The 15,148-nt window shown below is 35.4% G+C and carries 13 protein-coding genes; 7 read left to right on the forward strand and 6 right to left on the reverse strand.

Features of this window, described 5'->3' with window-relative positions; all coding sequences use genetic code 11:
• Positions 1–138 precede the first annotated feature (138 nt).
• The 5 genes from ABEB23_RS17370 (at position 139) to ABEB23_RS17390 (ending at position 4,195) form a co-directional block, all read left to right on the forward strand.
• Positions 139–516: a DNA topoisomerase IV gene (locus tag ABEB23_RS17370; protein WP_348813965.1), complete on the forward strand. Its 378-nt coding sequence runs from the start codon at positions 139–141 to the stop codon at positions 514–516.
• 28 nt (positions 517–544) lie between these two features.
• Positions 545–1,321: a TerC family protein gene (locus ABEB23_RS17375; RefSeq protein ID WP_348813967.1), complete on the forward strand. Its 777-nt coding sequence runs from the start codon at positions 545–547 to the stop codon at positions 1,319–1,321.
• A 5-nt stretch (positions 1,322–1,326) separates the two neighbouring features.
• Positions 1,327–1,530 carry a nitrate/nitrite transporter NrtS gene (nrtS, locus tag ABEB23_RS17380; protein WP_348813969.1) on the forward strand — a complete coding sequence of 68 codons (204 nt, stop codon included), beginning with the start codon at positions 1,327–1,329 and terminating at the stop codon, positions 1,528–1,530.
• 83 nt (positions 1,531–1,613) lie between these two features.
• Complete coding sequence (locus ABEB23_RS17385; RefSeq protein WP_348813971.1) at positions 1,614–3,536, forward strand: DUF294 nucleotidyltransferase-like domain-containing protein; 1,923 nt, start codon at positions 1,614–1,616, stop codon at positions 3,534–3,536.
• Entirely contained in the window at positions 3,536–4,195 is a 660-nt protein-coding gene (locus ABEB23_RS17390) for a 3'-5' exonuclease (RefSeq protein WP_348813973.1), read from the forward strand. The genes ABEB23_RS17385 and ABEB23_RS17390 overlap by 1 nt, the downstream gene beginning before the upstream one ends.
• Positions 4,196–4,272: 77 nt before the next feature.
• On the opposite strand, the gene ABEB23_RS17395 is transcribed toward ABEB23_RS17390, so the two are convergent.
• The 5 genes from ABEB23_RS17395 to ABEB23_RS17415 form a co-directional block, all read right to left on the reverse strand.
• Positions 4,273–7,017 carry a DNA gyrase/topoisomerase IV subunit A gene (locus tag ABEB23_RS17395; RefSeq protein WP_348813975.1) on the reverse strand — a complete coding sequence of 915 codons (2,745 nt, stop codon included), beginning with the start codon at positions 7,015–7,017 and terminating at the stop codon, positions 4,273–4,275.
• Positions 7,018–7,060: 43 nt separating this feature from the next.
• Positions 7,061–8,926, reverse strand: coding sequence for a DNA topoisomerase IV subunit B (locus ABEB23_RS17400; protein WP_348813976.1), 1,866 nt, complete (start codon positions 8,924–8,926; stop codon positions 7,061–7,063).
• A 130-nt stretch (positions 8,927–9,056) separates the two neighbouring features.
• Positions 9,057–9,578 (reverse strand): NADPH-dependent FMN reductase, encoded by a 522-nt coding sequence (locus ABEB23_RS17405; protein WP_348813977.1) that lies wholly within the window; start codon positions 9,576–9,578, stop codon positions 9,057–9,059.
• A 130-nt stretch (positions 9,579–9,708) separates the two neighbouring features.
• Positions 9,709–11,463 (reverse strand): adenylate/guanylate cyclase domain-containing protein, encoded by a 1,755-nt coding sequence (locus tag ABEB23_RS17410; RefSeq protein ID WP_348813978.1) that lies wholly within the window; start codon positions 11,461–11,463, stop codon positions 9,709–9,711.
• An 86-nt stretch (positions 11,464–11,549) separates the two neighbouring features.
• Positions 11,550–11,993, reverse strand: a complete 444-nt coding sequence (locus ABEB23_RS17415; protein ID WP_348813980.1) for a hypothetical protein — start codon at positions 11,991–11,993, stop codon at positions 11,550–11,552.
• 394 nt (positions 11,994–12,387) lie between these two features.
• Here ABEB23_RS17415 and ABEB23_RS17420 point away from each other — a divergent pair, with 394 nt between their 5' ends.
• Positions 12,388–13,275 (forward strand): YitT family protein, encoded by an 888-nt coding sequence (locus ABEB23_RS17420; RefSeq protein ID WP_348813981.1) that lies wholly within the window; start codon positions 12,388–12,390, stop codon positions 13,273–13,275.
• Between the two features lie 3 nt (positions 13,276–13,278).
• Positions 13,279–13,875: an HD domain-containing protein gene (locus ABEB23_RS17425; protein WP_348813983.1), complete on the forward strand. Its 597-nt coding sequence runs from the start codon at positions 13,279–13,281 to the stop codon at positions 13,873–13,875.
• Positions 13,876–14,024: 149 nt separating this feature from the next.
• Here ABEB23_RS17425 and ychF read toward each other — a convergent pair whose 3' ends face one another.
• Positions 14,025–15,119 (reverse strand): redox-regulated ATPase YchF, encoded by a 1,095-nt coding sequence (gene ychF, locus ABEB23_RS17430; protein ID WP_348813985.1) that lies wholly within the window; start codon positions 15,117–15,119, stop codon positions 14,025–14,027.
• Positions 15,120–15,148 lie beyond the last annotated feature (29 nt).

Here is a 15,148-nt window from a genome sequence, read left to right on the forward strand (position 1 = left end):
CCGTATTTAACAAACTAATCCCTAGCCCTGATTGCAGCGGCATCCTTTTTTACGTCAGTTCGAGTTCGCTTGCAAAGCGAGTACCGAGAACAAGTAAAAAAGATACAGCGAAAAGCAGGATACAGCTCCTAAAAAACTATGAAAAAAATAATTCTCGTCCTCCCACTTCTGCTACTAATGTCATGTTATAATGTAGAACACAATTGTAAAGATTTTAAAACAGGGAAATTCAAATTTGAATTTGAAGTCGATGGTGTTAAGAAAACAACCCTTTTTGAACGAACAGACAGTTTAGAAATTGAAACTTTTGAAGGTAAGACCGATACCGCATCCGTACGATGGATCAGCGATTGCGAATACGTTTTGCAGAAATTACATCCAAAAAACATGGCTGAGAAAGCACCTATTGGCATGAAAATTTTGACAACCTCAAAAAATTCCTATACCTTTGAATTTGGAATGGTCGGATCGGACACAAAGCAAAGAGGAACAGTAATAAAGATTTCAGACAATTAATAATTTAAACCTAAATAATTAAATAAAAATGGAAGTATTTTTAAACCCCGATGCTTGGATTGCCTTGTTAACATTAACTTTTTTGGAAATTATTCTGGGTATCGATAATATTATTTTTATCTCTATTGTTACTGGAAAATTGCCTGCTGAAAAACGTAAAAAAGCAACTCAGGTAGGTTTGTTTTTAGCTATGTTCATGCGTATTGCTTTATTGTTTGGAATTACATTGTTAATTAGAATGAAAGAGCCTTTGTTCAGTATTGATTGGGGCTGGTTTACTGCTCATTTCAACGGTCAGGCATTAATATTGTTGGCTGGGGGCATCTTCTTAATTTATAAAAGCACCAAAGAAATCAATGAAAAGGTAGACCATAAAGGAGAAGAAGAAAAAGAATTAAAAACGTCAGCGGCAAAAACTTTTGGAAATGTTATTTTTCAAATTCTGTTAATTGACCTTATTTTCTCTGTAGACAGTATTCTTACAGCAGTTGGTATGACTAACGGACTTGAAGGCGCTTTATACATTATGGTTACTGCGGTAATAATTTCTGTGGGGGTTATGATGCTGTTTGCAGTTCCGGTTGGAAACTTTGTAAACGCCAATCCATCGATCCAAATTCTAGGTCTGGCTTTCTTAATTCTGATTGGCTTTATGTTGATTACAGAGAGTATGCACTTATCTGAAGCGATGTTGGTAGGAAAAGAAGTTGGTGCTGTACCAAAAGCGTATTTGTATTTTGCCATCACGTTCTCTTTGGCGGTTGAATTCATCAATATGAAAATGAGAAAGAAAAAACATAACTAATAAATATGCTTTCAAAAAATATAAAAAATGCTCTTGTTATAGCCGCTTTGGTTGGAAGTTTACTAAACACAATCAACAGTTATGATGTCATTTGGGAAGGTAATTTCACCGTCAGAAATGTCATCAAGATTATTTTGACCTACGTCACTCCGTTCTGTGTGTCATTATATTCTTCGACAATAGCATCCAAATCATTTGAAAAAGCTTAAAATACAAAACACAGTTACCCAAAAAGTAACTGTGTTTTTTTTATATATTGTTTTATAAATTAACTTAGGTGCAAATAAGCCTCATGAAAAATACGATCTCCCATAGAGTAGCGGACTTTTTAAAAAACTTCCCTCCTTTTAACTTCTTACAGCAAAAAGATATAGAAACCCTTTCGGAACAGATATCTATTATTTATAAAGAAAAGGACAGTGTTGTCTTTGCCGAGAACGAAGAAACCCATTCCTCCTTTTATGTGGTTCATAAAGGAGCTGTAGCGCTCAGAAAAGGAATGAAAAACGATATCTTGGATATGTGTGATGAAGGAGATATTTTTGGGCTGAGACCACTTATAGCTAATGAAAACTATAAAATGGAAGCAAGAACCCATGAAGAGAGTATTCTTTATGCGATTCCGATAGCCGTTTTTAAACCGTATGCTTTAGAGAATAAAGCGGTAGGAAACTTTTTAATAGAAAGCTTTGCCTCTAATACACGTAATCCCTACTCCAAAAGTCACAGAGGAAAATTGTATGGTGAAACAATAGGAAGCGACGTTCTCATAGACACTGACAAAAAGTTATTGGATTTACAGCCTGTAAAATATTCTAAAAAACTGATCACCTGTTCTTCTGAAACAACAGTAAAAACTGTTGCTGAAATCATGACCAAGAAAAACGTGGGTGCTATTCTGGTTGTAGAAAACACACTCCCGATTGGTATTATTACCGATAAAGACTTGAGGAACAAAATAGTGACGGGAAAATTTCCAATCACCACAACCGCAGGCACAATCATGACTACTCCTGTTGTTACTTATCCGAAGAAAATGACCGTCACTCAGGCACAAATGGCAATGATGAAAAGTAACATCAGTCATTTATGCCTTACTAAGGATGGCACGACAAATACAAAAGCTGTCGGAATTCTTTCCAAACATGATGTGATGGTTTCACTGGGTAATAATCCAGCTGTCTTGATTAAAGCGATAAAAAGAGCTAAAAAATTCAAAAATATAAAACCGATACGAACCAGTATCATGCACTTATTACAAGGATATTTAGATCAAAATATCCCTATGACCCTGACATCTAAAATAATTACAGAATTAAATGATGCCTGTATTCAACAAGTCATAGAAATAGCGCTAAAAAAGATGAAAACGCCGCCACCAGTAAAATTTGCCTGGCTGGCTTTAGGAAGTCAGGGAAGAAGCGAACAGTTACTGCATACCGATCAAGACAATGCCTTAGTTTATGAAGATGTTCCGGAAGAACTAAAAGCAGAGACCAAGAAATATTTCATAGAATTATCTACTTATGCCAATAGAGGTCTTTTCGAAATTGGATATGATTATTGTCCTGCCGAAATGATGGCTTCCAATCCAAAATGGTGTCTGAGTCTTTCAGAATGGAAAAATACAGTCTATGGCTGGATTACTAATCCAGGGAAAGATGGCGTATTATTGTCCTTTATATTTTTTGATTACAGCCTGTCTTATGGAGATCGTGATCTTGTAAACAATTTATCTGATTTTATTTTTGAAAATGTAAAAGCCAATCCGATATTTTATGTACACCTAGTAAGTGGGGCACTAAAAAGCCCATCTCCCACCGGATTTTTCAGGCAGTTTTTATTAGAACAGGACGGTGCCCATAAAGATTTCTTCGATATCAAAAGACGGGCGCTGATGCCATTGGCAGATGCCGCCAGAGTATTAATTATCTCTCATTCTGTCAAATCAATCAGTAATACTCCAGAACGTTTTGAAAAATTAGCAGAATTAGAACCCAACAATAGAGAACTGTATTTAGCCTGTTCCTATTCCTATAAAGCATTACTAAAATTTAGAACCAAACAAGGTCTTTTACATAATGATTCAGGACAGTTTATTACCCTAAAGGATCTTTCAAAATTAGAAAAAATAAAGCTGAAGCGAACTTTCAAAACCATTAAAGAACTTCAGGACCTTATTACAATCCGATTTAATATTTCAAACATATTATAATGACTAACTTCTTAAATAGAATTAAAACCTTTGTATTTAATTTTTTGGGCAAAACCGAAGAATCAGAAGATGAAAGTCTTCAAGATGACATTGACAATGTCCGTTTTGTTGTTTTGGATACGGAGACCACAGGTTTTGATTATACAAATGACCGTATCCTTTGTATAGGAGCCATTGTCCTCCAAAATAATACGATTCCAGTCCATGAAAGTTTTGAAGTTTTTATAGAACAAGACCATTACGATAAAACAACTGCAAAAATTCATGGAATTTTGAAAGAATGGGTCGTACGTCGTCCCTCTGAATTAGAAGCCTTACAGCAATTTCTGGTATTTTTAGGTGATTCTATCATCATTGCCCACCACACGATCTTTGATATCACGATGATTAATAATGCTTTGGAGAGAAACGAATTGCCCAAATTAAAAAACAAGACTTTGGATACTGCGGTATTATATAAAAAAACACTCATAAAATCGAATTTACTGGAACGCAAAGACACTTATAGTTTAGATGAACTTGCCGATAAATTTGATATCTCTAAAAAAGACCGACATACAGCAATCGGTGATGCCTATATTACAGCAATTGCTTTTTTGAAAATTTTGAGCAAATTGAAAGAAGAAAAAGAAATTACCCTAAAACAGTTATTCAAATAAAGGGGGAATACAAAATCGTTAATAGAAATCTTCTTGTAAAACTTCATAAAAAAAGCTCCCTTTTGAGGAGCTTTTTATTATTCTAAACTTAAGGTTATCTGGCCATCATCCTCTAATTGAACGTCGGCCTCATCGACATCTGTTTCACCTTGAACTTCCAGTTCTTCCGGAATAACTTCCTCTGGAGCTTCAAAAGGCAAGGGTTCCAATAAATTGACTTGTTTCAACTTGTCTGCAGTTAATTGATTTCCGAGTGCTTTAAAACCTTTTACGGCAATAAATGACTCAATATCAACCACCATATTTTCTTTTTGAACGCCTTTTACTTTCGCAAAAACCAACTCGGCAACAGGACGATAATCCGTTGACACTATTTCCAGTTGGGATTTAGGGTTTTCGGTAATAAAACTCTCTTCTTTATTTTCGGTTTCCACCAAAAAGCGCTTAATATAATACCGCTCTTTTTCACCATCAAAATAAATAGCTGAAATCGGTTTTTTAGGAATCCATTTCTCTAACACCACCATGTCTTCATCAAAATGCGTCGATAATTCTGGAGTAATTACTTTTGCTTTTCCCGATTGGCAGATAACCAGAATTTTATCACTTGGTCTGAATTCGCCCAACAATTCTCCTCTTGCATCAACATTTAATCTCTGAACGGTTTCATCGTACCAAACTTTTCTTGGTAATAAAGTCGAAATTCCTTTTTCTTTCAGCTCGATTTTCTTGATTGGGTATTTGGTCACCAAGTTTCCTTTGGAAGCACGGCCTTTTATCGCCAAATTAGCAAAATCAATATCAAATTTCAGTTTTTTGACACTACCTACCTGACGTAAAATTATAGTAATAACCTCCGCTTCCCCATTTGGATTACAAGAGAAATATAGTACTTGTGAACCCGCAGTTTCATTGGTCAAATCATAGGCTTTATCACGTGTAACCCCCGAAACATTAAAACGCTTGATATAAGAAGGTCCCGATTTTCCATCACGATAAATCATGTTGTAAATCGTACGTTTATCACTCTTGTCAAAAATAGCAACATGAATAATGTCTTTCCCTACAAAGGTTTTCGCATCTACTTTGGTAATCATCATTTTTCCATCACGCAGAAAAACAATAACATCATCAATATCGGAACAATCGGTAACGTATTCGTCTTTTTTCAAACTGGTCCCTACGAAACCTTCTTCTCGGTTTACGTATAATTTGGTGTTTCGAAGTACAACTTTAGTCGCTTCAATATCATCAAATATGCGGAGTTCTGTTTGACGCTCACGCCCTTTTCCGTATTTCTCTTTTAGTTTGGTAAAATAGGCAATCGCAAAATCGATAAGGTGTTCCAAATCGTATTTTACTTTTTCAATATCGCCTTCCAGTGCTTCGATTTTATCTTGTGCTTTATTACTGTCGAATTTCGAAATACGCATAATTCGAATATCCAATAGCCTCAAAATATCTTCTTCAGTAACAGCACGTTTCAAATGGGTAATATGCGGTTTCAAACCTTCATCAACAGCATTAATTACACCTTCTCTACTGGTTTCTTCTTCAATATCACGATAGATTTTATTTTCAATGAAAATACGTTCCAAAGAAAGGAAATGCCATTGTTCTTCCAACTCGGCCAACTGAATTTCGAGTTCGCTTTTCAGCAAGCTCACGGTTCTGTTGGTCGAAATTTTCAACATATCCGAAACACCAATAAACAAAGGTTTGTTATCCTCAATTACACAGCCTAACGGCGCCACAGAAGTTTCGCAAGCAGTAAAAGCAAATAAAGCATCAATAGTTTTATCTGGTGAAACGCCCGGGAAAAGGTGAATCAGAATTTCAACCTCAGCAGCAGTATTGTCCTCAATTTTCTTGATTTTGATTTTACCTTTTTCATTGGCTTTCAAAATACTGTCAATCAGACTTGAGGTATTGGTAGAAAACGGAATTTGGGTAATCACCAAGGTATTCTTATCCAACTGCGAAATTTTTGCACGTACACGTACACGACCGCCACGCATCCCATCATTATAATTGGATACATCCGCAATTCCCTGCGTCATGAAATCAGGATAAATCGTAAACGGTTTTCCTTTTAATATTTTTATGGAAGAGTCGATTAACTCATTGAAATTATGAGGCAACACTTTCGTGGAAAGTCCAACCGCAATACCTTCGGCTCCTTGTGCCAAAAGCAATGGGAATTTTACCGGAAGATTATTCGGTTCTGCTCTTCTTCCATCATAAGAAACACCCCAATCTGTAATTTTTGGACTGTATAAAACTTCCAAAGCAAATTTAGACAAACGGGCTTCAATGTAACGGGAAGCCGCGGCACCGTCACCAGTCAGGATATTCCCCCAGTTCCCTTGACAGTCAATAAGCAATTCTTTCTGCCCAATCTGTACCATGGCATCACCAATACTCTGATCTCCGTGCGGATGATATTGCATAGTGTGTCCTACCACATTGGCTACTTTATTGTATCGGCCGTCATCCAATTCCTTTAGGGAATGCATAATTCGGCGTTGTACCGGTTTAAACCCGTCCTCAATGGCAGGAACGGCACGCTCCAGAATTACATAAGATGCATAATCCAAGAACCAATCTTTGTACATTCCAGTAACTTTGGTAATGGTATCATGACTGTCTTCTTCCTGATTATCGTAAAAATGCTGGCCTTCAAAAGATTTGGCATCTACTTCAATAATGTCATCGGAATCATTTTCATCTTGATTTTCATCTTGATTTTCATCCGCAGAATGATCTTCCGAATTATTGTCTTCGTTTGCTGGAATTATGTTGTCGTCTTCTTCGTCTTTCATTTATTTTAATTCCGAAATTAAAATTCGATTTTATAATTAATTCTTATTTCGCTTCTTCCAAAACATCCAATTCCACCTTCAGATTCTTAATAATGAAATCTTGTCGGTCTGGTGTATTTTTTCCCATGTAGAATGACAATAATTGCTCAATAGAAGTATTTTTGTCCATCATAATAGGATCCAAACGAATTGTTTCTCCAATGAAATTTTTAAACTCATCCGGAGAAATCTCTCCTAATCCTTTAAATCGGGTGATTTCCGGTTTGGGCTTTAATTTCTCTATCGCCGCTTTTCGTTCTTCTTCTGAATAACAGTAAATGGTTTCTTTCTTGTTTCTGACCCTGAAAAGTGGTGTTTGCAAAATATACAAATGGCCTTCTTTGATTAGCTCCGGGAAAAACTGAAGGAAAAACGTAATCAATAATAATCGGATGTGCATTCCGTCGACATCGGCATCGGTTGCAATTACAATATTGTTGTAACGCAAATCCCCCATGTCTTCTTCGATATTCAAAGCCGCTTGCAGCAAATTGAATTCCTCATTTTCATACACAATCTTTTTGCTCATTCCGTAGGAGTTCAAAGGCTTACCACGCAAACTGAAAACCGCTTGGGTATTCACATCGCGGGATTTGGTAATAGAACCGGAAGCCGAATCTCCCTCGGTAATAAAAAGGGTACTTTCTAAATAACGTGGATTTTTAATGTCCGGTAAATGAACCCTGCAATCACGTAATTTTTTATTGTGCAGACTGGATTTCTTAGCTCTGTCTTTGGCTAATTTTCGAATTCCGGAAAGCTCTTTTCGTTCTCTCTCTGCCTGAAGTATTTTTCGAAGCAACAAATCAGCTGCTTCCGGATTTTTATGTAAATAGTTGTCTAATTTATTTTTGACAAAATCATTGACAAAAGTTCTCACGGATGGCATTCCCGGTTCAGAGCCCATGTCGGTAGAACCTAATTTGGTTTTGGTCTGCGATTCAAAAACGGGTTCCATCACCTTAATACTGACGGCACTTACAATCGATTTTCGAATATCGGAAGGATCAAAACCTTTATTGTAAAATTCACGAATGGTTCTTACAACCGCCTCACGGAAAGCAACTAAATGTGTTCCTCCCTGAGTGGTATTTTGTCCATTTACAAAAGAATGATATTCCTCGCTGTATTGCGATTTACTGTGTGTCATTGCCACCTCAATATCATCTCCTTTGAGGTGGATAATTGGATAAACCATATCTTCTTCAGAAATGTTTTCATCCAATAAATCTTTTAATCCATTATCTGAATAAAATTTTTCGCCATTGTAAATTATGGTTAAACCTGTGTTCAGGTAACAATAATTCTTGAGCATTTTGATTATATATTCATTTCTGAATTTATAATTTTTAAAAATGGCTTCATCTGGTGTAAAAGTTACTTTGGTTCCTTTACGTTTGGTCGTTTCTATGATATCTTCTTCAAGAACCAAATTTCCACCCGAAAATTCCGCTGCTTTTTGTTTTTCGTCACGAACGGATTCCACACGGAAATAATTCGACAATGCGTTTACTGCTTTTGTACCCACACCATTCAAACCCACCGATTTCTTAAATGCAAGAGAGTCATATTTCCCTCCCGTATTCATTTTAGAAACCACATCAATCAGTTTACCAAGGGGAATTCCACGACCGTAATCGCGTACCGAAACTGTTTTGTCTTTGATAGTTACCTCAATGGTTTTTCCGGCACCCATAACAAACTCGTCGATACAGTTATCGAGCACCTCTTTTAGCAGAATATAAATACCATCATCCGGTGAAGAACCATCGCCTAATTTCCCAATATACATGCCGGGACGCATACGGATGTGTTCTTTCCAGTCGAGCGAACGAATATTATCTTCGTTGTATTGATTTTGATCGGACATTTTAAATTTTGTGGATTTTGTGCTAATGTAGTGTAATTTGACAAAATTTAAAAGAGAAGGAAATCAAAGTTATTAAAAATGATATCGACAATGAATATTGAAAGATTCAAAGATTCAGAGATTGTAAGAATTAAAAAGTCTTAACAATATCTTTCAATTGTTTATCTAATTCCGGATTGGAAATTTTACCATTTACAACATCAAAATTAGCATCAAAACTAGGCAGGGAAAAAGTTGCTTTTATATTGGCTCCGTAACGTGGCAATGCATTTTTTGCTATCTCCAATACGTTTGCTCCACCTCTTCCTCCTGGCGAAGTTGCCATCAGAAGCATTGTTTTATCTTGAAAAACTTTGCCATTAATTCTGGAACACCAGTCAAAAACATTTTTGAATGCCGCTGAATAATTTGCGTTATTTTCAGCCAGCGAAACGACCAAAAGATCAGCAGAGGCAATTTTGTCTAAAAAGGCTTGTGCTAAAGGATGTTGCCCTATTTCTTTTTCAATATCAACACTAAACAAAGGCATTTGAAAATCATTCAAATCCAACACCTCAACTTCGGCATTTTCAAATAAACTTGCGGCATAAGTTGCTAATTTTTTATTGATGGAATTTTTACTGGGGCTTCCGCCAAAGGCTATGATTTTCATGATATTTTATTTTTACTTTGACTAAAGTAGTAAAATTTAGAACACCAACAAACTGATTTGCGATGAAGAAATTCAAGCTTCCTGCTAATGACAAAAGAAAAAGAATCAAAAATGAATGGAAGAAAAAAAACTAACTGACCCCATTATTAACAAAATACATTTTCATCATGCCTTTATTTTTAACTTCAATTTCACCTCTATATTCACAAGCAAAGAAACCTTTAACAATATCATAAGTTGACTCAGATATATTAATTTTTCCCGGTACCGAATTCGATTCCATCCGTGAAGCAATATTGACCGTATCGCCCCAGATGTCATAAGCAAATTTCTTAGTTCCAACGACTCCGGCCACAACAGGACCTGTACTAATCCCGATACGAATTTCGAAGCGAGTTTGATTATGCGCATTCCATTTTTTAGATTCCGTAACAAATTCTACAATTTCAAAGGCCGCGAGTACCATTTTGTTCGCATGATCACTTGTAGGGAAAGGTAAACCACCGGCACACATGTAAGCATCGCCAACCGTTTTTATTTTTTCTAAGCCATACTTTTCAATAATTGCATCGAATTTCGAAAAATAGAAATCCACACTTTCCACTAATTTTTCCGGGGATAATTTTTCAGCATATTGCGTAAATCCTTCAAAATCGGTAAACAATACGGTCACTGATTCAAATTTCTTAGCCTGAACCTTACCGCTTTGTTTTAATTCATGCGCTGTTTCCTCCGGAAGAATATTTAGCAGTAAGCTATCAGACCGATTTTTCTCTTCTTCAATAATACGATTCGTTTTCTTGATAAATTGATACCGCCTGTACAATCCTAACGCCAGTAGAAAAATAAGAAACAAGCTGATTACTGTGGCGTAAATGATATTTTTTTGCCTTTTTTCTTTTAATTTCTGAATTTCCGAATCTTTCTCGAGCAGATCCACTTCTATTTGTTTTTGGGAAACTTCATAATTTGTTCTCAAATCGGCCATTTGCTGAACCGATTTAAGATTGGTGACACTATCCCTATAAACAATGTGATTTTTATAATACTTAAGGGATTCCCCGAGATTTCCAGCTTTTTGATACAGCTCTGAAAGTTTAAGATTCGAATTGCTTACCTGATCCTTCAATCCGTATTTTTGTGCCAGTTCAAGGCTTCGTTTTGCATAGCTGAGTGACCGATTCCAATCATTCTGTTTCAGATAAATATCTGACATATAGGTCAGGTATTCTGAAATGGCATAATAATCTTTCAACTCTTCCAGAATTTTTATGGCGTCACTTATTTGCTCTTTTGCCAACTCATTTTTCCCCTGTTCAGCATATACCATCCCAATATTACCCAAGGTATACGCAGTACCAATCAAATAATTGACCTTCTTGAAAATAACACCTGCCTCTTCAAAATATCTTAAGGCAGAATCGAATTTCTTATTTTTTGAATATTCATCACCTGCATTTAATAAAGCACTCGCTAACGAAACAGAATCATCACTCTTCCTCAATAACTTGATTGCTTTATTATAATAAATTTCGGCATTATTGGCGTTGCCCATTACAGAATATACATCAGCAACAGACATATAAGAGGCCCCTTCCCCTGAGATAAATTTTGCCTTAACAGCAGCTTCCCCACTCTTGAAAAAGGCCTCTAAAGACTTATTCAAATCCCCAATAACTCTGTATTTATTACCTTTTTGATAATAGCCTCTATGAAGGTATAAATAGTTTTTTTCTGACTTCGCCAGCGCAATGAGCTGCTCAGCATATTTTAATGACAATTGAAGGTTATTTGTTTCATTAAAAGATAAATTCCTAAGTAATTCTAGTTTTTCAGAATTTCTAAAATTACCTTTCTGATAAATTTTCACAAGACTGTCTGCCACTTTTTGATCTTGCGCAAAAGTAGTTGAGTATGTAAAAAATAAAAAAAAAGAGACTTTTCCTAAATATTCAAAAACCCTCAATACCATCATGGATTTGCCGCTAATTTTGGATCGATACTAAAAGACTTAGATGAATTTCCATCGTCATAAACACTAAAATTAATGGTATAATTATCAATCTGATTGACCAGACCGGGGTCATTTTTGACTTTAGCTGTTACATTCCCTGACCTTCCACCGGTACCACCAATAGTTGTGGTATCAAAAAAATTCACATCATTCGATTGACGCTCGTAAACAATACTGTCGATTGCTACTGAATATCCTTGATCGACTGTAAGACCCTTCCACTTTACATCTTGGTTGATGTATACGTTGGATAAAAAATCCTCAAGAGTCCCGTTTGAAGATCTTCCGGAATTATCATCGGATAACGAACATTTTCCATCGACATCACTTTGCGATGGATTATTCATAGCGTAAAGACTACTAGCCTGAACATTTAATGTGATTTCTACTTTTTTGCCCATGATTACTGTATTTAAAGGTTAATAAATTCTTATTTATAAAGACCATTAATTTAATTCGGCAGGGGCCACCAAAGTATTGATATTGAAGTAAATAACAAATTAATATATCAAATATAGTGTTTTTTAAGTACATTATAAATCGTTATTTTAAGATAAATTGCGCTTGAAAAACAATTTTCAGGCCCAGAACGATGAAATGAAATAAAATTCCTATGAGAAAAAGAATTTTTAACTAGCTGCAAATATTTTTTTAACACAAAAAAAGCAGTAAAAGATAACAAAAAGTAATTTTATCAATATAAGCAACTACTAATCAAGTAATTAATTAAAGTTTATTCACTAAATTAGTAGATTCTTAACACACACTGAAGAATAGTAAATAAAATATTTCCTTATGAATACGGACCACAATTCAATCAACTGGAAAGAAATATTTCATCTAAAAAATTTCATTTTAAATTTATTTGGAGTAGCCTTAATTACTTTGGCACTAAAGGGCTTTATGATACCAAATAAATTTCTGGACGGTGGTATTATTGGAATTTCGATACTAGTTCATGAAATCACCCATTGGCCCTTTGGCATTTTAGTATTAGTCTTAAACATCCCTTTCCTATTCTTAGGAAAATATTTACTCGGTAAAACGTTTGCTTTACAAAGCCTCTTGACTTTTTTATTAATCGCTGCCCTCATGACTTTTTTTCACATAGATGCCGTTACCTCAGATCCGCTTTTAATTGCTTTGTTTGGCGGTTGCCTTATTGGTATCGGAATGGGAATGTGCATCCGGAGCGGCTCTGCAGCTGACGGTATTGAAATACTTGCCCTCTTAACTACGCGTAAAATCGGACTCAAAGTATCAGAAGTTATTTTTGGGATAAACACCCTTTTATTTCTAACTGCGGCCTGGTCCTTTGGCATTGGTACGGCAATGTATTCTATAGTCACTTATTTTTCGGCTATTAAATCGCTCGACTACATTACGCATGGATTAGAACAATACACTTCCTTGCATATTATTTCTTCCAAAAGTGAATTGATTAAATCATTGATTGTAAAAAAATTTGGTAAAGGAATCACTGTAATTAAAGGAGAAAGGGGATATTTACCCCAAACTTTCGAAGTAAAATCAGACTGTGACATTATCGTAACTATAGTAACCCGACTGGAATTACTCAGAATCAAAGACGAAATTAATAAACTAGATCCAAAGGCATTTATGTTTACACAATATATTAAAGAAGCCAATGGTGGAATTTTAAGAAATTTAAACAAACATTAATATATGAAAAACTGGGATTTATTATATACAAATGTTATGGATTGCCTTAAAACAAGATTATCTCCTTTTCTTATCTATCATAATTGGAAACACACCCAGCACGTATTAGAAATGTCTGAATATATTGCTCGTCAAGAGAATTTAACTGAAAAGGAAATTCTGCTTATTAAAACAGCCGCATTGCTTCATGATATCGGATTCATCAATAAAATTAATGAGGGTCATGAAGAAGAAGGCATCCGGATAGCAGAAAAAAAATTACCAAAATTTGGTTATAGCCAAAACGATATCGAAATAATTTCTGGCATGATAAGAGCTACCATTTATCCTCAACAACCAAAAACTAAATTGGAGTGCATCGTTGCTGATGCTGATCTTGACTATCTGGGAACTACTAATTTTGAACATGTTACCAATAAACTATATCAGGAACTTAAACATTATAGCCCAAATCTTCACTTGGAAGAATGGAATGATATGCAAATTAAATTTCTTCAAGCACATTTTTATCACACGGACTATTGCATTCGAAATAGAACTGCACTTAAAGAAACGAATCTAAAACAACTCATCCAAGAAAAAAGACTGTCCAGTTTTTAAAGAGGAATCAATGGTAACCTCAACTTTATCGCATAAATAGGTAATTTGCAAAGACTTCAGATAAAAACTAAAAATCTCTAAACAAAAAAACCTGCAAAATTACTCTTGCAGGTTTTCAAACTTTATAAGTCTCTTTTCTATTAACTTATTTATACATTAAATCTAAAGTGCATTACATCACCATCTTTAACGATATATTCTTTTCCTTCCACTTTGAATTTTCCAGCTTCTTTACATTTTGCTTCAGAACCATACTGAACGAAATCTTCAAACGAAATTACTTCAGCACGGATGAATCCTTTTTCAAAATCAGTATGAATAACTCCAGCAGCTTGAGGTGCTGTCGCTCCAATATTGATGGTCCAGGCACGAACTTCTTTAACACCTGCTGTAAAATACGTTTGTTGTTTCAATAATTTGTAGGCAGCACGAATTAAAACAGAAGCTCCTGGCTCAGTTAATCCCATATCTTCTAAGAAAACCTGACGCTCTTCGTAGCTTTCCAATTCTGTGATATCAGCCTCAGCACCAACAGAAAGTATAATTACTTCTGCATCTTCATCTTTTACTAACTCACGAACCTCATCCACATATTTATTTCCGCTAACAGCTGAATTCTCATCTACATTACAAACATACAATACCGGTTTAGCCGTAATCAATTGAAAACCTTCCATCAATACTTCTTCGTCATTGCTTTGCGGAACAACTGTTCTGGCCGATTTGGCCTGTAAAAGTGTTTCTCTGATTCTATCCAAAAGCGCCTTTTCAGTTTGTGCTTCTTTATTTCCTGTTTTGGCAGCACGATTCACCTTTTCTAAACGTTTTTCAACGTTTTCAAGATCTTTCAATTGTAATTCAATATCAATGGTTTCTTTGTCACGAATTGGGTTTACATTACCATCAACGTGAACAATATTATCATTCTCAAAACAACGTAAAACGTGAATAATAGCATTACACTCTCTAATGTTTCCAAGGAATTGATTTCCTAAACCTTCCCCTTTACTGGCGCCTTTTACCAATCCCGCGATGTCAACTATATCAACAGTTGCCATTTGCACACGTTCCGGTTTTACCAATTGCTCTAATTTTTCAATTCTCGGATCCGGTACATTTACCACTCCTATATTAGGTTCGATGGTACAAAAAGGAAAGTTAGCACTTTGCGCTTTCGCATTAGATAAACAATTGAATAATGTTGATTTTCCAACATTTGGTAACCCTACAATTCCTGCTTTCATGTGTAGCTATTTATTTTATAATTTTGAGA

It is taken from the genome of Flavobacterium maritimum, from assembly GCF_040049085.1.
Lineage (GTDB): Bacteria > Bacteroidota > Bacteroidia > Flavobacteriales > Flavobacteriaceae > Flavobacterium > Flavobacterium maritimum.

What these genes read in the sequence shown, in the direction of transcription:
- ABEB23_RS17385 (WP_348813971.1), top strand. Translation starts at nt 1,614, where the DNA reads ATGAAAAATACGATCTCCCATAGAGTAGCGGACTTTTTAAAAAACTTC.
- ABEB23_RS17405 (WP_348813977.1), bottom strand. Translation starts at nt 9,578, where the DNA reads ATGAAAATCATAGCCTTTGGCGGAAGCCCCAGTAAAAATTCCATCAAT.
- ABEB23_RS17420 (WP_348813981.1), top strand. Translation starts at nt 12,388, where the DNA reads ATGAATACGGACCACAATTCAATCAACTGGAAAGAAATATTTCATCTA.
- ychF (WP_348813985.1), bottom strand. Translation starts at nt 15,119, where the DNA reads ATGAAAGCAGGAATTGTAGGGTTACCAAATGTTGGAAAATCAACATTA.
- nrtS (WP_348813969.1), top strand. Translation starts at nt 1,327, where the DNA reads ATGCTTTCAAAAAATATAAAAAATGCTCTTGTTATAGCCGCTTTGGTT.
- ABEB23_RS17370 (WP_348813965.1), top strand. Translation starts at nt 139, where the DNA reads ATGAAAAAAATAATTCTCGTCCTCCCACTTCTGCTACTAATGTCATGT.
- ABEB23_RS17425 (WP_348813983.1), top strand. Translation starts at nt 13,279, where the DNA reads ATGAAAAACTGGGATTTATTATATACAAATGTTATGGATTGCCTTAAA.
- ABEB23_RS17375 (WP_348813967.1), top strand. Translation starts at nt 545, where the DNA reads ATGGAAGTATTTTTAAACCCCGATGCTTGGATTGCCTTGTTAACATTA.
- ABEB23_RS17390 (WP_348813973.1), top strand. Translation starts at nt 3,536, where the DNA reads ATGACTAACTTCTTAAATAGAATTAAAACCTTTGTATTTAATTTTTTG.
- ABEB23_RS17395 (WP_348813975.1), bottom strand. Translation starts at nt 7,017, where the DNA reads ATGAAAGACGAAGAAGACGACAACATAATTCCAGCAAACGAAGACAAT.
- ABEB23_RS17400 (WP_348813976.1), bottom strand. Translation starts at nt 8,926, where the DNA reads ATGTCCGATCAAAATCAATACAACGAAGATAATATTCGTTCGCTCGAC.
- ABEB23_RS17415 (WP_348813980.1), bottom strand. Translation starts at nt 11,993, where the DNA reads ATGGGCAAAAAAGTAGAAATCACATTAAATGTTCAGGCTAGTAGTCTT.